Here is an 18,231-nt window from a genome sequence, read left to right on the forward strand (position 1 = left end):
TCTCCTTAGATGTACGGGCACATACGACGAACTGAAGCAACGTCACTTACGTGAACCATTACACAGCCGCGCAATTGACGAATACGCTTAGCAGATTTTTTGGTCAAAATGTGGCGTTTGAACGCTTGTTTACGCTTAAAACCGTTAGCAGTCGCTTTGAAGCGTTTAGCTGCACCACGGCGAGTTTTCATCTTAGGCATAACAACCTCTTTTGAACACCTGTTCGGCACGTCTGCACCATTGCAAGAACGCCCTGCAGGTAAGGGAGCCGATATTCTAATGCATCTTTGCTTAAAACAAAAGCACTAGTCTTTTTTTCTTGATGAATCTGCAAACTTAGCATTTTTTACGATAAGAATTGAATGATGAATTTATATACTGCTTGCGATATCACTTTATAATTTGTCAATTTTTTCAGTTACAGCTCTTTATGCACATTCAGCCCGATGCATTTGCCGCACTCCGTTATCGAGACTTTTCTATTGTTACCTTAAATCAGTTTTGCCTGACTTTAGCCATTCTGATTCAGGAAATTATTGTTGCCTATTCACTATATCAGATTACCAAAGACCCGCTGACCTTAGGACTGATTGGTCTGGCAGAGGCGATTCCATTTATTTCCCTTTCTTTATGGGGTGGATATGTTGCGGATCGTTTTAATAAGCAGACTATTATGAAAATCTGTTTATTTTTTGCCATTCCGATGCCTGTCATTCTCTGGTCACTGTTTCATTATCACGGTTTGGGAAACCTCAGCACCAGTCAATTATCTTGGGGAATTTATGCCGTCATTTTCTGTCTGGGTACCATTCGTGGCTTTTATAATCCTTCAGCAACTTCACTAAAACCCTTTCTGATTCCACGTGCACTCTATGCCAATGGTGCAACTTGGACCACAATTGGCTTGCAAAGTGGTGTAATTATCGGGCCGATGCTCGGTGGTTTTATGCTGGCGTTTTTAGGTCGGGAAACCAGTCTTCTAACTGTCGCAGTACTGGTCAGCATCTGTTTTGTTCTGATTAACTTATTGCAAAAGCGCGATTTTCCTAAAATTGAAACTGAAAATGTCCTGCATAGTCTGGGCGATGGTTTCCGCTTCATCTGGAACAGTAAAATTGTACTGTGGTCAATTTCCCTAGATCTAGTTTCGGTGCTGTTTGGTGGGGTGATTGCCCTCTTACCGATTTTTGCCGAAGATATTCTAAAAGTTGGTCCAGAGGGTTTGGGTTATTTACGGGCTGCTCCTTCCATTGGTGCGCTGATAACCATGATTGTCCTGACCCGCTTTCCGCCTACGCAACATGCCTGGCGTAATATGCTGCTTGCAGTCGCAGGTTTCGGTGTCTTTACTTTACTATTTGCTTTCTCCAACTCGATGTGGCTATCTCTGTTTGCTCTTGCCATGACCGGGGCTTGTGACAGTATTTCAGTGGTGATTCGTCAGACGATTTTACAGATTTATCCACCCGATAATATGCGTGGCCGGGTTGCTGCAGTAAACGGCATGTTTGTCTCGTCTAGTAATGAACTGGGTGCTTTTGAGTCTGGTCTGGCTGCGAGATATATGGGTACGATTATGGCTACAGTGTTTGGTGGCAGCATGACCCTACTGGTGGTTGCCATCAGCTGGGCGAGAACCAAGGATCTGTTTGGAATTGATATTACCAAAGGGACTGAAAAGTAATTTTTAGTTCTGATGCACGTAGGATCTTTAATCAGGAAAATCCTGCGCACTAATAATGAATACAAATAAAAAGAGGCTTTATGCCTCTTTTTTAAAACATCGCATAAGCCCAATAGACAAACAGATAACGTCCAATTTTGGCAATACTGACTATCAAGATAAAACGGGTAAAATTTTCCTTAAGCAAACCGGCAATTAATGTAATTGGATCGCCAATAATCGGCACCCAGCTCAGCAATAATGACCAATAGCCGTATTTCTGATAGGTACTTTGGGCTTTCAGCATCTGCTGCTCAGAGACTGGAAACCATTTTTTATGCTTATATTGCTCAATCTTGAACCCCAGATACCAGTTCACACAGGAACCCAGAATATTTCCAGCACTTGCGATCATGATGAGTAAGGCCGCCGAATAGCTCCCTTGCCATATTAAACCCAGCAAAACCGCTTCTGACTGCAGCGGTAATAAAGTGGCTGCACCAAAAGCGGCAAGGAAAAGTAGAAACAGGGACATCCCGAGACTAACGGCTTAAACCCAGTTTTTTCTTGGCTTTAAGATATTCCCAATTCGCCCAGAATATAGCCATAACCATGACCAAAATACGTGACCATTGATATTTCTGGGTGATCGTCTCAAGCGCTGCATTTAAAATCTGACGATCCTTGGTATTCAAGGCGCTGATCACCTGATCCACATGCACAATTTCAGCAATAAACAGCAGCAGACAAGCTGCGATACCGAAAATAATACTCCAGTAAATTCGAGGATTCGTTTCCACGATTTTAGTAAAGTTCAGGAAAAAATCTTTCATATACTCACCCAATAAAAAACCACCCAAAGGTGGTTTAATCTACTTTTATCTAGTTTAGCACAAAGGCCAGACTTATCTGACCTGTATTGCTAACGCTCTTTGCACCGCTGGACGCGCAGTCAGGCGTGTCACATATTCCTGTACTTCCGGATAATCAGCCAGATCAATCTGCTGCCATTCATGACGTAGCACCCATGGCAAAATAGCCATATCCGCAATCGAATACTCACCAGCTACATATTTCTGACCAATCAGCTGTTTGTTCAGAACCCCGTATAGACGCTTGGTTTCATTGACATAGCGATCAGTGGCATACGGGATACGCTCAGGAGCAAAACGGCTAAAGTGATGATTTTGCCCCAGCATTGGACCCAAGCCACCCATTTGCCACATTAGCCATTGCTCAACTTCAACACGTTGCTGCTCATCATCCGGATAAAACAGGCCGGTTTTACGACCCAAATATTGCAGAATCGCGCCAGATTCAAAGACTGAAATCGGTTCACCACGCGGGCCATCCTGATCCACAATCGCAGGAATTTTGTTATTTGGAGAGATACGTAAAAAATCAGGTTGAAACTGGTCATTTTCCAGAATATTGATCGGGAAAATTTTATACTCCAAGCCCATTTCTTCTAATGCGATGGTAATTTTATGGCCATTGGGCGTTCCCCAATAATAGAGATCAATCATGTTATTACCTGTTACCTTTTCGTTTTTACATGACATTATTGAAATTTGATCTAGTTATAGCATGATTTAAAGCCTTACTTCCGCATATTTTGTTATAGATTCAGCAGTAAAATCGCTAAATTCAAAGCATTATTTTTAGCTCAAGATGGGTTCAAATATTTTTAAATCTTGAGGCTTGAAAAACTTCGCCTCAATCCTATATTAGAAATAGAGCAATGATCTATTCAGGAGATTGTTTCTAATCACTGAGATCATATTGAAGAATTGCATGTTGTTTAAAAAACTTTTCTGAGATCAGGAGGTAAGATCAATGAGCAATTTCAGTCTTAGCCCACTATTCCGTCGTAGTATCGGTTTTGACCGCTTTAATGACCTTTTTGATTATGCAATGCAAAGTGAGGCACCGAACTATCCACATTACAACATTGAAAAAACCGGCGACAACAATTACCGCATTGTGGTTTCTGCTGCCGGATTCAATGAAGACCAGCTAGAGATCAATCTGGAAAATCAGGTTCTGACCATTAGCGGTAAAGCGGTGGAAGAAAATTCAGATACTACTGTAGAATTCCTACATAAAGGTATCGCGCACCGTTCATTCAAACTGTCTTTACGTCTGGATGAACATGTAGAGGTACAACAAGCTGAATTTGAAAATGGTTTATTGAAAATCGAATTGCAGCGCAATGTGCCAGAAGAAAAATTGCCTCGTCAGATTCCGATTGGCAAAAAACTGTTAGCTGAAAAAAATGAATCTAACGAGCAGCAAAGCTAATCACCTGCCAAAAGAAAGACCCGAATGGGTCTTTCTTTTTTAGGACAGAATCCTTAAGCTTGAAAGTGTTCAATTTTCACTCATTATAAAAATAATAATATGAGCACATCAGATATTATTCTGTTTCATCAAAGTGCCCAGACGATGAAACATATGGGACTTCTCCTTCTTTGCTATCCCATTGGGATTTTGATGACCTTATACCTTCATACTCCAGATCCTCCTTCCAGTTTTATTCGAGGATTGGTATTTTTATGGCAGGAGTCTCCAAGCTTTTATGGCTATATGCTGGGTTTCCTGATGCTATCGCTCTTGGTATATAGCATTAAACTAAAAATCACCTCGCGGACAATTTATTACACTTTGGCAGGTTACCGGATCAGCCTGTGTTTATATCGTGAAGCCGTCCATTATAGCTTTATCAATCCTCGATATGATTCAATTAAAGCCCGTACCAAACGTTGGCTAACCAGACTTCCCGCTCATCAAATTAATCAGCGGGATGGCACTCTCGATTTTATTCTTTGTCAGCCCAGTTGGCGCGACCGACTCTGTTTAAGATTATTCCGGATTCATTTATCGATGTTTTCCCGTCAGCAAGCTAAAGAAATTATTCAGGCCATGCACAGTGCTTGGAATTTAAGATCATAAAAGCTGATTCAAAAACACTTTTAACTATATGGTTTAAGCTGAAAGAAATTTATCTCATCAGATTCCAAAGGATAAAAAGCAGTTATTAAAAAATGGTGTTCTGGTTGGGACTTTCCCCTATCACCACATATAGTTGATTTACATAAAATTTCGGCTATGCTTTTCTGAAACAGAATAAAACATTCAATAAATACCATAGATAAAAAAATCTGCCGTAGGTGCACTATGAATTATGTCCGTCGCAACGCCCTAAGTCCATTCATGCTATTGGGCTTGCTCTTCTTTTTATTGATTGTCATTTTACTGCTATTGTTTGGCTGGCCACATTATAAAGTTTGGAAACAAGGGATGGATGGTCAGGCAGCATTGGCTGAAGCAGAACAATCTAAATTGATTCAAGTGCAAGTTGCAAAAGCGGAACTGGAAAGTGCCAAACTGCGTGCAGAAGCTATTAAACTCGTTGGGCAGGCAGCTAAAGATTATCCTGAATATCGCAAGCAGGAATTTATTGGTGCATTTGGTGAAGCCCTACGTGAAGGTCGTATTCAACAAATAATTTATGTACCCACTGAGGCCAATATTCCGATTGTAGAAGCAGGAAAATCCTACCCTACTCAATAAAAAATTAAGTTACCTCATAAAAAAGCCCTGCAAATGCAGGGCTTTTTTCATCAAGAGATGCTTACTTTTTCTTTTTAGGACCAAGCAGCATACCCATTTGACGACCTTCCATTTTTGGTGCTTGTTCAACAACACCATATTCAACGACGTCTGCTTCAACTTTTTGCAGTTGAGCCAGACCCAGTTGCTGGTGAGCCATTTCACGACCACGGAAACGCAGGGTAATTTTAACCTTGTTTCCTTCTTCAAGGAATTTGATGATTGCACGTAATTTTACGTTGTAATCACCTACATCTGTCGCAGGACGTAGCTTGATTTCTTTCACCTGGACTTGATGTTGTTTTTTCTTCGCTTCTTTCTGCTTTTGTTTCAGATCAAACAAATGCTTATTGAAGTCCATGATTTTGCAAACAGGTGGCTCAGCATTGGCTACGATCTCAACAAGATCAAGCTCAACATTTTCTGCTGCGCGCAATGCTTCCGCAAGGCTTACAATACCTTTTTGCTCACCATTTTCGTCTACAAGACGAACTTCTTTAGCACGAATTTCATCATTCAAGGCAGGACGGTTTGATTTATTACCGCCCTGTTGATTACGGTCAGGCTGTTTAATCGCTGTTACTCCACAATGTACCGGCCGCGTTCGGCAACGGCTGCTTTTACTAAGTCAACGAAAGCATCGATTGACATAGTACCCAAATTTTTTCCTGAGCGGGTACGGACATTCACAGTACCTTCCTCTACCTCACGGTCCCCAAGTACCAATAAGTAAGGAATACGCTCTAAAGTACGTTCACGAATCTTAAAGCCGATTTTCTCATTTCTCAAGTCAGAAATTGCACGAATTCCGTTTTCTTTAAGTTTCGCGACGACTGACTCACAAGCCTCGGCTTGAGCATCAGTAATATTCATGACACACGCTTGCACTGGTGATAACCAAGGTGGCATAAAGCCCGCGTAGTGTTCAATCAGTATACCAATAAAACGTTCGAAACTGCCAAGAATTGCACGGTGCAACATCACAGGCTGATCACGATCGTTGTCTTCAGTAACATAAGAAGCATCCAGACGTTCTGGAAGGTTGAAGTCACATTGAATGGTACCACACTGCCAGATTCGGCCTAAGCAGTCTTTCAATGAGAATTCGATCTTCGGACCGTAGAATGCACCTTCACCTGGTTGTAAATCCCAATCTAGGCCAGCAGCATCTAAAGCATCTGCCAAAGATTTTTCTGCCATATCCCAAAGTGCATCATCACCCACACGTTTTTCAGGACGTGTAGATAACTTCATTTGTACTTCTTCAAAGCCAAAATCTTTGTATACGTCTAGTGTCAATTTGATAAAGTCTGCAACTTCAGTACCGATTTGTTCTTTAGTACAGAAAATATGCGCATCATCTTGGGTAAAACCACGTACACGCATGATGCCGTGTAAAGAACCCGATGGCTCGTTACGGTGACATGAACCAAACTCCGCTAAACGGATTGGAAGATCACGATATGATTTTAAGCCCTGGTTGAACACTTGCACGTGACAAGGACAGTTCATCGGTTTTACAGCGTAGTTACGGTTCTCTGAATGAGTCGTAAACATGTTTTCAGCATAGTTCGCTGCGTGACCTGATTTTTCCCAAAGCGTGAAATCCACCACTTGTGGTGTACGGATTTCAAGGTAACCATTTTCTTGCTGAACTTTACGCATGTATTGTTCAAGCACTTGGTAAATGGTCCAGCCGTTTGGATGCCAGAACACCATACCTGGTGCTTCTTCCTGCATATGGAACAAGTCTAAGGCTTTACCAATTTTACGGTGATCGCGTTTTTCAGCTTCTTCAATACGCTTGATATAAGCTGCGAGCTGTTTCTTATCCGCCCAAGCTGTACCATAGATCCGTTGTAGCTGTTCGTTTTTCGCATCACCGCGCCAGTAAGCACCAGAGATTTTAGTCAGCTTGAATGATTTTAGGAATTTGGTATTTGGTACGTGCGGACCACGGCACATATCCAGATAGTCCTGATGGTAGTACAGGCCCATTTGAGTTTCTTCAGGCATGTCTGCGATCAGGCGCAATTTGTATTCTTCACCACGGGCTGTGAATTCTGCAATCACTTCATCACGCGGAGTCATTTTTTTCACGACATCATAGTCTTGATCGATGAGCTTTTTCATACGCTCTTCAATCGCAGCCATGTCATCTAAAGTAAATGGACGTGGCATCCAGATGTCATAGTAGAAACCTTCTTCAATGACTGGACCAATGACCATCTTTGCTTCTGGGAACAATTGCTTAACGGCATGACCCACCAAGTGTGCGCAAGAGTGACGAATAATTTCGACACCTTCTTCATCTTTAGGCGTGATGATTTGTAAGGTTGCGTCTTCAGTAATCAGATCGCACGCGTCCACTAGACGATCGTTTACACGACCTGCAACGGTATTTTTTGCAAGACCAGGACCGATGCTTTGAGCAACTTCCATCACAGATACGGCGTGATCAAACTGTTTTTGATCGCCATTTGGCAAAGTGATAATTGGCATATGAAATCCTTAAGGAGTGATGCCCCGTACCATGGAGCATGTCACCGCGAGATTATGATCGAGGGAGAACCTCAAAAGATAAAAACGGTGGATAAATAAAAAATCGCCTAGAATTTTACACGGCTTGAGCCAATGATTAAACCTTTTCCCTAATAAAAATAGGATTTATCACCAAAAAGTTCTTTTGAGCTGCAATGAGTTAAGATCATTATTCACTCAAGAATTATTTATTCTCTAAAGGTTTGCCACGCTTCAAATTGCCTTTCAGCATAGACATACAAGTGAGAAAACTGGGGAATGATGGCTTCGCTTTGAGTTGGTCTTAAAAACACATAATCATCGACTTTCAGTTCGCAAGATTTCGGTACCAGAACCATTTCCTGATTGCTACTGCATCCATATAAAACATGCAGCTGGCTTTTTTCTGGAAAATAATAGTCCGCCTGCCAGTAGCCACCATACACAAAAAGCGCTTTATGTTGATGCGGTAGATGATTCAGCATTTCCAGTCCGGGAATCTGGCTATAAGGCAGCACTTTTAAAATTGGTGTGGCGATCCACAAGGCACATTTTAAAGCTGAGAGATTGTCTAGATCAAAATCGCTGGGTTTAAGTAGCATGGAACCAAAAGCCAGATCATTACAAATACTCTGCTGGCAATGCTGCATAAAGGTCGGACTGCCGCCACCGTTAAAACAAAGATTTTCATGCCATAAATCAGGAAATTGCTGTTGCAGCGTCATCTTGAATTTTTGATAAATCTGCTGTGATTGTTGATAACTTTTTTCAGGACTTTTAAGAATTTTTGGCAGTTTAGCTACATGCGCATCGTAGCCCATTAATCCGGAGAATTTTAGAGACAAAGGATGCTGCTGAATCAGCTTGAGTAGGGCTACGAACTGTTCCTGACTGCTTACTCCTCCGCGATGTAGACCCACGTCAATTTCAATATTCACATTCAGGCAGAGATTCAGACTTTGCGCGAGTTGCAGATATTGCTCCAGGCGTGCCTGACTATCGATCAGCCATTGAATTTTTGCTTGAGGATTTAAGCCCTTTTGACCAAACAAGCTCTGATAAAAGCGCTGCGCTGCATGAACCGGCATTGGCTTACCGAGTAGAATGTCCGCTTGCTCAAATGCTCCGATAATTTCCCGAAGATGTGGCAGATGAAATACCATAAAACGCTGGGTATTCAGCTTTTCACTAGCGAATTGAAGCAACTCAGTACTGGACAGAGATTTCACCACCAGACGAGGCTTTAACTGCGGAGGTAGTTTTGCCTGCACAACATCCAGATTATGCTGATACTGAACCAAATCCAGAATCAGTTGTGGTGTACCTGTACCCTGCTGTTTTAGGTCTTGAGTCAATTGCTGAAAATAAGTTGATCGCATCTTTTACTCCTGCTACTTAGCCAGAAACAGTTGTTTCAAGTAGAGATTCAGCCATTTTTTCTGCGGATCCAGTTGCTGACGTAGCGCCACAAATTCAGGCCATTTTGGATATAAATCACGCAGTGATGCAGCATGCATGTTATGCAATTTCCCCCAATGCGGTCGCCCCTGATATTTCTGAAAAATCGGTTCCACTAGATTAAAAATGACGTGATAATCCTGCTTATAAAACTGATGGATAGAAATTGAAACTGAATCCCGCTGATAAAACGGACTGAGCCAGATGTCATCCGCTTTGACATAACGAAACTCGATCGGAAAGAACATCGGCACACGATGCTGCCTTAAACAATGCAGCACTTCTTCCAGACACTGCAAGCCTAGTTCGACCGGAATCTGATATTCCATTTCATTAAATCGGGTATTACGCGGTGTGGGGAAAATCTGACTGGACCAATCCACAAAACAGGTCGGTTTGACAAAAACACCGAGCAGCTTTTGCAGATAAGGATTGGTAGATGGCAATAACCGTGTCAATTCAGAACATAACATCAGTAAACTGTCTTCTGATGGCCAGCTTTCTTTTCTTGGCTGAATGCATTCATCCGTTTCATCCAGCGTTTTCAGCATGACCTGATCAGCATGTAAAAATGCCCAAAACTCAATATGCCGATGCTGATGTTTCCATTGATCGATATTGGAAAATATGTCTTTTAACGGACACAACCGGATCTGTTCTTTTAATTTATAACGCGGCCGATTTTGCAGGGTGATTTTGGTGAGTATTCCAAAACCGCCTAGTGCCACCCGCCCCGCCTGAAAAATTTCCGTATTTTGCTGCTCATCACATTGTAATAATTCGCCATCTGCAGTCAGTAATTCAAAGCCTTGAACGAAAGCAGATAAACACGGTAAATCAATTCCCGTGCCATGCGTACCGGTCGAGATTGCACCCGCCAGACTTTGCTGATCAATATCGCCTTGGTTGATCAAAGCCTGATTAAGAGGAACTAGATATTTACCCAACTCATATAAACGCGTACCTGCCTGTACAGTACATTGAGCTGTCGCTTCATCTGCATCTATCACGCCTTTGAAATGATCCAGACGAATCAAGACCTCATCGGTTTTAGCTAGTGCACTGAATGAATGTCCTGCACCCACCACACGAATCTGCGCATGTGACTTCACCAGATTTTGCAATTCATTAATTTCTTTAGGCTCAAAAATTTGAGGAGAACTGTACTGGCTTCCTGACCAGTTGCGCCATGTTGCATCCGCCTGTTGTATTTCATTATTATTCCTTGGCTGAGGCTATATTTAACACCCATTTAGAGTAAAATACCTAAAAAGGCAAATATGGGAACCCATAGGTTCAAAAAAATCGGTGCTTAAAAATAATTTTATTAATATTCAATTATTTAAATTTTTAAAATTATACATTCGCACTCGACTAAAGCATAACTGCAAGACTTCCAAGAATTGCATATCTTTTTTAACAGGATATGAAAAATAAATATAGAACGGAGTTTTACAATGGTTAAGGCATACGATGAATTACCGCGCACCCCTGCCAATTTTGTAGCGCTGTCACCTTTACGCTATCTCGATCGCGCGGCTTATATCTACCCGAATCAAAATGCGATCATTCATGGTAAGCGTCGTATTACCTGGCGTGAAAAATACAATCGTTGCCGTCAGTTTGCCCACCAGCTCCAGAATTTAGGCATCGGTAAAAATGACACCGTTTCAGTTTTACTGCCAAACGTACCTGCGATGATCGAAGCACACTTTGCTGTGCCAATGGCGGGTGCGGTCCTGAATACCTTAAATACCCGTCTGGATGCCAAAACATTGGCGTTCATGCTGGAACATGCTGAGACCAAAGTACTGCTGGTCGATCCAGAATTTTCTGCAGTTGCAACAGAAGCTTTGGCTCTGGTTCCACAGCAAGACATTTATGTGATTGACGTGGCTGATGAGGAATTTGAGGGTGAAGATACCCGTATCGGCCAGATTGAATATGAAGACTGGCTGGCTCAAGGCGATGCCAATTTTGAATGGCATTTACCGGATGATGAATGGAATGCGATTAGCCTGAACTACACTTCTGGAACCACAGGTAACCCGAAAGGCGTGGTTTACCATCACCGTGGCGCCTATATTAATGCAGCCAGTAATATCATTGCTTGTGGCATGATGCCACGTGCCACTTACTTATGGACCTTACCGCTGTTCCACTGTAATGGCTGGTGCTTTGCCTGGACCATGGCAGCCAATGGTGGTACGAACGTCTGCTTACGTAAAGTTGATCCGGAACTGATCTTTAAACTCATTGCTGAACATAAAGTGGATTATTTCTGCGGTGCACCCATTGTGCTGTCGATGCTGATCAATACCCCTGAAGAGAAAAAGACCAAGTTTGATCACCGCGTAGAAGTGATGGTGGCGGGTGCTGCGCCTCCCGCTGCAATCATTGAAGGCATGCGCAATATCGGTATCAATGTAACTCACGTCTATGGCTTGACCGAGACCTATGGCCCTTCTGCGCTCTGTGCGTCTCAGGCAGGCTGGTCAGATCTGTCAATTCAGGAGCAGGCACAACTGCATTCTCGTCAAGGTGTACCATATCCACTGCAAGATGGCATGAAAGTGCTTGATCCTGACACTATGCAGGAAGTGCCACATGATGGTCAGACCATGGGTGAAATCATGTTCCGTGGCAACATCGTCATGAAAGGTTATTTAAAGAATCCGGAAGCAACTGCAGAAGCCTTTGCCGGTGGCTGGTTCCATACTGGCGATCTGGCAGTATGCCAACCTGATGGTTATGCAAAAATAACTGACCGCTCTAAAGATGTGATTATTTCGGGTGGTGAAAACATTTCATCGCTGGAAGTGGAAGAAGTGCTCTATCAGCATCCTGCTATTCTCACGGCAGCCGTGGTGGCAAAACCAGATCCTCGCTGGCAGGAAGTGCCATGTGCCTTTGTCGAACTGAAAGTAGGACAAACTGCCACAGCAGAAGAGATTATCGAATTCTGCAAGCAACATCTGGCACGTTTTAAAGTACCTAAAGATGTGGTGATTACCGAGATTCCAAAAACTTCAACCGGGAAATTGCAGAAATTTATCCTGCGTGACTGGGCCAAAGAACGCTCAACGGGTGAATTTTCTTAATTTATTAAGACTGTAATATCTAGCTCCACTCCTGAATTTTATTTTTAATAGTGAAAAAAGAAAAATTTGGTGAGTGGGGTTTTTTTATATTCAGAATAAAGGCAATTAGTTTATTTAAGTGCTGATTAAGGTTCTTATCCTGAAAGATGCCTTACCAAATTAAAGATACAGAATGCGATCAATCAATGAGGTCCACATCTACGTGCTTATTTTTAGGCAATAAAAAACCCCAAGACTTAATATGCTTGGGGTTCTTCAGAATCTTGGTCCCGAGGGTCGGACTCGAACCGACACGTCATCTCTGACAGCGGATTTTGAGTCCGCCGCGTCTACCAATTTCACCACCTCGGGAGTGGATGACGGCTATATTACTCTGTTTCAAAAACTTGTCAACGCAGAAAAAACACATTTGCCTAATTTTAAAACAATTCTTATTTTTTTGTTTTATAATCGAGCAATTCCCGCCATAAAAAAGAAAAAAGTTTATACTAGCTGCAGTTTTTTTATCGTAAATTGTCATGCAACTTTCTGATTTTAGTTTCGATCTCCCTGATGAGCTGATTGCTCGCTATCCTCTTGAACAACGTAGTGCTTCCCGCCTGTTACACCTTGATGCACATGGCCAATATCACGATCACCAGTTCACCGATATTCTGGATTTATTGAATGAAGGCGATTTGCTGGTTCTGAACGATACCAAAGTGATGAAAGCGCGCCTGAAAGGTAAACGTGCCTCTGGTGGTGCAGTTGAAGTACTGGTTGAGCGTATGATGGATCAGTTCATTGCGCATTGTCATATCAAGGCCAGCAATACACCTAAAGCCGGTGCAGAATTATTTATTGGTCCAGATGAAGTCAAAGTCACCGTTCAAGGCCGTCATGAAAATCTGTTTATTGTCGAGTTTTCTCAGCCGATTCTGGATGTTTTAGACAAATACGGCGCGCTACCAATTCCACCCTATTTCAACCGTGAAGCGGAAGAGATTGATACGGTTCGTTATCAAACCGTTTTCAATGATCCGACAAAACTGGCCAGCGTTGCTGCTCCTACCGCTTCCCTGCACTTCGATGAAGAATTGCTGAAGAAACTGGAAGAAAAAGGCATTCAGAAAACCTTTGTGACCTTGCATGTCGGTGCAGGTACTTTCCTGCCAGTTCGTACCAATAATATCGAAAACCATATCATGCACAGCGAATGGTGTCAGGTATCGGATGAATCCATGGAATTGATCAAAGCCACCAAAGCACGTGGTAATAAAGTGATTGCTGTGGGTACGACCGCAACCCGTGCGACCGAAAGTGCGGCTCAGGCCAATGGTGGTGAACTAAAAGGCTGGACCGGTGATACTCAAATCTTCATCTACCCAGGTTATCAGTTCAAAGTGGTGGATCGTCTAATCACCAACTTCCATTTACCGGAATCTACCCTGCTCATGCTGGTTTCGGCTCTATCTAACCGCGAAAACATCCTGAATGCTTACAAGCACGCGGTTGAAAGCAAATACCGCTTCTTCAGTTATGGCGATGCCATGCTGATTGATCAAGCGCAATAACCAACAGGAACCGTCCCGATGCCGATCGAGTCTGTGCAGCATTCCATTCATATTCGACGTAAGAAAAATGAAGTGGTGTTTCGCAATATCGCCCGGCTCTGGGATCTGGGTCGTCAGGCCAAAAGCTATCAGGAATTATTGGATGGCTTGCACCCCTGGAATGGCCCAATTAGCTTAAAATTTGAAAATAATTTACCGCTTGCTCTGGCCGGAATCGGACTCTTTCTGATTGGCTGCATCTTTGTAGCGCCTGCCAATATCTGGATGCAAAGCGGTGTTTTCTTTGGATGCCTATTGGTATTCTGGGCTTATATCAGCTATGAACATCGAAAGCCACTGGATGAAGTCATTCGTTATCTGGAAGATGAGGCGCTCGCCAAAAAATACCAGCTGGCTTTTCAGAGGCAGCCACAACATATTTCTATTCCACTGAATCCCCTACATTTTATTAGCCATTTAAAACGTCTTTTTCCGGTATTTAATCAAGGCTCTCTGAGTAATGAAATTTCACGCTATGCCAGCACTGTCTGGGAAGATGAAGATGGTCAACAACATCAGGTTCTGGTCTTTCAATATCATTATGTGCATGAAGTTCAGGTACGCAATAAGGAAGGTCAACCGGTCAAACTGACCCAGGTACATAAAGACCTTTGGGGGGTATTTGTTTTTGATGTTCAGATTCAGGGGCTAGCCGTGACTACCTCCAGAAAGAAATTTCATTATCCTTATGCTTATCCCTGGCACAGCAGCGACATTCGCACCAACCAGAAGTTAAATTTCTTTGGCAGTGATCCGATGCAAATGGCCAAAATGCTCACGCCTGGTTTTGTACTTCGACTAGCGGACTTTTTTGAACAGCGTCAGGGCGATTTATTGTTTCACCCGGAAAGCCATATACTCTGCTATCTGGGACCACATGATTTATTTGAGGTATCCAGTAAACACGATAAAATTAGCGATATTTCCACATTGCGTGGCCATCTCAGAACGTTTAAATTAATAGAATTGGAAAAGTTACATACTGATCTGACGCAATTTTTAAAATAATTATTTTTTTCTGGGGACTACTTTTATGGGATTTTTTGTTTTTGTCATTATCCCGCTTCTGGTCATTATTGCCATTATCATGATTCGTAACAGCATTGTGCGTCATCATAACTCCACTATTCGTGCATGGTCCGATGTCGCCAGCTATGAGCGGCAAAAACTAAAAATCCTGGATGGTCTGCAACCTCTGGTTGAGCAATATTCCAGTTTTGAAAAAGGGACTTTAGAGAAAGTTACTGAACTGCGCCAGAACATTATGAACCTGAATATTCAGGATGCCGATATTGCCCAGTTACAACGGGTTGAAAACTTGAATAAAGAACTAATGCGCAGCCTGAATGTGGTGATTGAAAACTACCCTGAACTGAAAGCAAATGACATTTACCTGAAAATGATGAATGAAATTGAAGAACAGAATGAAAATGTCGGTGCTGCAATTACCATCTACAACCGCAATGTTGAACTCTTCAATAATCAGATCCAGATTTTCCCGCATAATATTATCAATAACATGTTCCTCAAAAAGAAAGCAGTACGCCCTTTCCGTGACCAGACCGTGAGTCAGAACTTTGACTATCGTCCGAACTTTCACTGAGAAAAATCATTACATTTTATAGTTTTTGATTTGCAATACATTGGCTTATGATGCAATAGCGAGAGATAAAGCAATACACTTATAAAAACCCAATAAAAAGAATAAAAAATCATGCTGGATTATTTAGAACACTTGCAACAGACGCTGGTCAAGGAATTTTATCAGCTGTATGACCGCTATCAGGAGGATCACATCTATGCCTGTAGTCTGGTTTTTGATGAATTTTTGCTGCTGGATGATCTGGCGATTTCCACAGAACGTAGCTTTTTTCAGGACCCTGAAGATCCACAGCAATATCTGGCCGAACGGGATCGCTGGAATGTACGAAAATGGCGCTATAAAAGCCAAAGCTCTTCACAATCTGAACTCATGCCTTTTAAAACTTTGCTGGCAGAGTATTTTAAAACCCAGCATAGTTTTGGCCATCCTGTCTTAGCTCAACAAAAACAGCTTCCTGCTACTCACTTGGATTTATTGCTAGAAACTTTTAAACAAGCCAAACGCAAATTATCTGAAGCTTATGGTCTGGATCTAGATTCGATTATTTTTTTCCTCAGCGTTCCGATCCAACCCGAATGTGAATGCCAATCTGCACTTGAACTCAATTCCGACAGTCGCTTATTGCAGGACTTTTTAGCTTTCAGACAGACCCTGTCTCAACCGAGAGTCAATAAACGTTTAAAACTCTCACAAAGTGATAAGGATATTCTGATTGATCTGAAACAAATGCTGGCTATGGAGCCTTATGACTATTTGCAAGTAGCGCAGGATGCATATTTATTAACATTAGAATCCTATTTTATCGACAGCAGTATGTATATCCAGAAACTGATCCAGCATATTGCTGCCATGGCGGCTGAACCTGACGGCAGCTATGCCTTGAGCCGGGAAGAAATCATGCAGCGCTTACAGCAGTTTTCTGCAAACTCACCTCTTTCACCTGATATTTCCTCTATTCATCGATAAATAAAATTACAGAGTGAATTCTCTACAATGCTGGCGTTTAAGGTCAGAATCAAGGAAAATAGCGCCCTTTAATTCGCATTAGTAATCAGCGAACTGTTTTTTCGCCTTGATTTGGAACTCTTATGAAGTTTGAAAAATTAGGTCAGTCGGGTCGTGCCCGTCGTGGTCGTTTAACGCTTGAACATGGCGTAGTAGAGACACCGGTCTTTATGCCAGTTGGTACTTATGGCACGGTTAAAGGCATGTTGCCACGTGATGTTGAAGGCATTAAAGCGCAGATTATCCTCGGTAATACCTTCCACTTGTACCTACGCCCCGGTCTTGAAGTCATCAAGCAGCATGGTGGCCTGCACGGTTTCATGAAATGGAATAAACCGATTCTGACTGACTCAGGCGGCTTCCAGGTCTTCAGTCTGGGTGCAATGCGCAAGATTGAAGAAAAAGGCGTGACCTTCCGCTCACCGATTGATGGTTCAAAAGTTTTCCTTTCACCTGAAATTTCGATGGAAATTCAGCATACGCTGAACTCCGATATCGTGATGATTTTTGATGAATGTACGCCTTATCCAGCGACCCATGAAGAAGCGCAGAAATCTTTGCAGCTGTCTTTACGCTGGGCTGAGCGCTGCAAGAAGCATCATCATGATGAACTCAACAATAAAAATGCCCTGTTCGGGATTATTCAGGGCGGGATGTATGAAGACCTGCGTGATGAATCTTTAAAAGGCCTGCTTGAGATTGACTTCGACGGTTATGCGATTGGCGGTCTGTCTGTCGGTGAACCGAAAGAAGAAATGATCAAGGTGCTGGATTATCTTCCGAACAAAATGCCGGAAAATAAACCGCGTTACCTGATGGGTGTCGGCAAACCGGAAGATATCGTTGAAGGCATCCGTCGTGGTGTAGACATGTTCGACTGCGTCATGCCGACCCGAAATGCACGTAACGGACATTATTTCGTGACCGATGGTCTGGTGCGTATCCGTAACAGCCAATACCGTCATGATCAAAGCCCGCTTGATCCACATTGCGACTGCTATACCTGTCAGAACTTTACCCGCGCTTATCTGTTCCATTTAGAGAAATGTGGAGAAATGCTGGGTTCTATGCTCGGTACCATCCATAACTTGCGTTATTACCAGCGTTTTACCGAAGATATCCGCAACGCGCTGGATAACGGAACTTTTGATGAATTTGTTCAGGACTTTTACGCTCGTCGTGGCCTAGAAGTTCCACCTTGTCCACAAGATTAATCTTTCAGCATTTGCGCTGAGGAAAAAGACAGGGTAAATTGCAAGAATATATCAATTTATTATCAAGTCGATCACCAGTTTTTTATTTTAGGAAAATGAAATGAGCCTATTTATTTCAACTGCTCACGCTGCAGGTGAAGCTGCACAACAACCAAGCTTGATGGCTAACCTTTTGATGATTGCGGTTTTTGTTGCAATCTTCTATTTCTTGATCTGGCGCCCTCAATCAAAACGTGCCAAAGAGCACCGTGCTCTGGTTGACAGCCTTGGCGTAGGCAGCGAAGTCGTTTTTGCAGGCGGCTTAATGGGCAAAATCACTAAAATTGAAGGTGATTTCGCAGTCGTTGAGTTGAGCCGCGGTGTAGAAGTTAAAGTTCAACGCGCGAGTGTGATCTCAGTTCTGCCTGAAGGCACTTTAAATAACATTTAATCAAAATTAGTCGTGCTCCCCGCACGACTTTTT

The 18,231-nt window shown here is 42.6% G+C and carries 19 protein-coding genes and 1 tRNA gene; 11 read left to right on the forward strand and 9 right to left on the reverse strand.

The features are described from left to right. Positions 1-5: 5 nt before the first annotated feature. A complete protein-coding gene (gene rpmI / locus O4M77_RS11710; protein ID WP_004278281.1) occupies positions 6-200 on the reverse strand; it encodes a 50S ribosomal protein L35 in 195 nt (64 codons plus the stop codon). A gap of 230 nt (positions 201-430) precedes the next feature. On the opposite strand from rpmI, the gene O4M77_RS11715 reads away from it, so the two are divergent. Then, positions 431-1,684, forward strand: a complete 1,254-nt coding sequence (locus tag O4M77_RS11715) for an MFS transporter (RefSeq protein WP_323713497.1) — start codon at positions 431-433, stop codon at positions 1,682-1,684. A gap of 91 nt (positions 1,685-1,775) precedes the next feature. Here the strand turns inward: O4M77_RS11715 and O4M77_RS11720 are convergent, their stop codons facing one another. The 3 genes from O4M77_RS11720 to O4M77_RS11730 all read right to left on the reverse strand — a co-directional run bounded on the left by O4M77_RS11720 (position 1,776) and on the right by O4M77_RS11730 (position 3,189). Continuing rightward, positions 1,776-2,198 (reverse strand): YqaA family protein, encoded by a 423-nt coding sequence (locus O4M77_RS11720; protein WP_312208990.1) that lies wholly within the window; start codon positions 2,196-2,198, stop codon positions 1,776-1,778. 7 nt (positions 2,199-2,205) lie between these two features. Beyond that, complete coding sequence (locus O4M77_RS11725; protein ID WP_034703056.1) at positions 2,206-2,496, reverse strand: hypothetical protein; 291 nt, start codon at positions 2,494-2,496, stop codon at positions 2,206-2,208. 72 nt (positions 2,497-2,568) lie between these two features. Next, positions 2,569-3,189, reverse strand: a complete 621-nt coding sequence (locus O4M77_RS11730; protein ID WP_004783581.1) for a glutathione S-transferase N-terminal domain-containing protein — start codon at positions 3,187-3,189, stop codon at positions 2,569-2,571. Positions 3,190-3,499: 310 nt separating this feature from the next. On the opposite strand from O4M77_RS11730, the gene O4M77_RS11735 reads away from it, so the two are divergent. From O4M77_RS11735 to O4M77_RS11745, 3 genes are all read left to right on the forward strand, one after another. After that, on the forward strand, positions 3,500-3,964 hold the full coding sequence (locus tag O4M77_RS11735; protein ID WP_004783582.1) for an Hsp20 family protein: 465 nt from the start codon (positions 3,500-3,502) through the stop codon (positions 3,962-3,964). Between the two features lie 99 nt (positions 3,965-4,063). Then, positions 4,064-4,615, forward strand: a complete 552-nt coding sequence (locus tag O4M77_RS11740) for a hypothetical protein (RefSeq protein ID WP_323713498.1) — start codon at positions 4,064-4,066, stop codon at positions 4,613-4,615. Positions 4,616-4,840: 225 nt separating this feature from the next. Continuing rightward, on the forward strand, positions 4,841-5,236 hold the full coding sequence (locus O4M77_RS11745; RefSeq protein ID WP_323713499.1) for a hypothetical protein: 396 nt from the start codon (positions 4,841-4,843) through the stop codon (positions 5,234-5,236). Between the two features lie 61 nt (positions 5,237-5,297). On the opposite strand, the gene infC is transcribed toward O4M77_RS11745, so the two are convergent. The 4 genes from infC to O4M77_RS11765 form a co-directional block, all read right to left on the reverse strand. After that, a complete protein-coding gene (gene infC, locus O4M77_RS11750; protein ID WP_004783590.1) occupies positions 5,298-5,795 on the reverse strand; it encodes a translation initiation factor IF-3 in 498 nt (165 codons plus the stop codon). Between the two features lie 59 nt (positions 5,796-5,854). Continuing rightward, entirely contained in the window at positions 5,855-7,777 is a 1,923-nt protein-coding gene (gene thrS, locus O4M77_RS11755; RefSeq protein ID WP_004783592.1) for a threonine--tRNA ligase, read from the reverse strand. 227 nt (positions 7,778-8,004) lie between these two features. Further along, positions 8,005-9,174, reverse strand: a complete 1,170-nt coding sequence (locus tag O4M77_RS11760) for an alanine racemase (protein WP_323713500.1) — start codon at positions 9,172-9,174, stop codon at positions 8,005-8,007. A 12-nt stretch (positions 9,175-9,186) separates the two neighbouring features. Beyond that, positions 9,187-10,464 (reverse strand): D-arabinono-1,4-lactone oxidase, encoded by a 1,278-nt coding sequence (locus O4M77_RS11765; RefSeq protein WP_323714105.1) that lies wholly within the window; start codon positions 10,462-10,464, stop codon positions 9,187-9,189. 246 nt (positions 10,465-10,710) lie between these two features. Here O4M77_RS11765 and O4M77_RS11770 point away from each other — a divergent pair, with 246 nt between their 5' ends. Next, positions 10,711-12,354, forward strand: coding sequence for an acyl-CoA synthetase (locus O4M77_RS11770; RefSeq protein WP_179992978.1), 1,644 nt, complete (start codon positions 10,711-10,713; stop codon positions 12,352-12,354). A gap of 264 nt (positions 12,355-12,618) precedes the next feature. Here O4M77_RS11770 and O4M77_RS11775 read toward each other — a convergent pair. Continuing rightward, a tRNA-Leu gene (locus O4M77_RS11775) sits at positions 12,619-12,705 on the reverse strand. A gap of 167 nt (positions 12,706-12,872) precedes the next feature. Between O4M77_RS11775 and queA the strand changes: the two genes are divergently transcribed. The 6 genes from queA to yajC all read left to right on the forward strand — a co-directional run bounded on the left by queA (position 12,873) and on the right by yajC (position 18,198). Continuing rightward, a complete protein-coding gene (gene queA / locus O4M77_RS11780; RefSeq protein WP_323713501.1) occupies positions 12,873-13,907 on the forward strand; it encodes a tRNA preQ1(34) S-adenosylmethionine ribosyltransferase-isomerase QueA in 1,035 nt (344 codons plus the stop codon). A gap of 18 nt (positions 13,908-13,925) precedes the next feature. Next, positions 13,926-14,954, forward strand: a complete 1,029-nt coding sequence (locus O4M77_RS11785) for a hypothetical protein (RefSeq protein WP_180011728.1) — start codon at positions 13,926-13,928, stop codon at positions 14,952-14,954. A 25-nt stretch (positions 14,955-14,979) separates the two neighbouring features. Then, positions 14,980-15,549 (forward strand): LemA family protein, encoded by a 570-nt coding sequence (locus tag O4M77_RS11790; protein ID WP_286716323.1) that lies wholly within the window; start codon positions 14,980-14,982, stop codon positions 15,547-15,549. Between the two features lie 111 nt (positions 15,550-15,660). Further along, positions 15,661-16,515: a DUF4303 domain-containing protein gene (locus O4M77_RS11795; RefSeq protein ID WP_323713502.1), complete on the forward strand. Its 855-nt coding sequence runs from the start codon at positions 15,661-15,663 to the stop codon at positions 16,513-16,515. 122 nt (positions 16,516-16,637) lie between these two features. After that, complete coding sequence (gene tgt, locus O4M77_RS11800; RefSeq protein WP_262738105.1) at positions 16,638-17,768, forward strand: tRNA guanosine(34) transglycosylase Tgt; 1,131 nt, start codon at positions 16,638-16,640, stop codon at positions 17,766-17,768. A 100-nt stretch (positions 17,769-17,868) separates the two neighbouring features. Continuing rightward, positions 17,869-18,198, forward strand: a complete 330-nt coding sequence (gene yajC, locus O4M77_RS11805; RefSeq protein WP_004783613.1) for a preprotein translocase subunit YajC — start codon at positions 17,869-17,871, stop codon at positions 18,196-18,198. The last annotated feature ends 33 nt before the right edge of the window (positions 18,199-18,231 follow it).

The sequence above is a fragment of the Acinetobacter sp. YWS30-1 genome, from assembly GCF_033558715.1.
Classification (GTDB): Bacteria; Pseudomonadota; Gammaproteobacteria; order Pseudomonadales; family Moraxellaceae; genus Acinetobacter.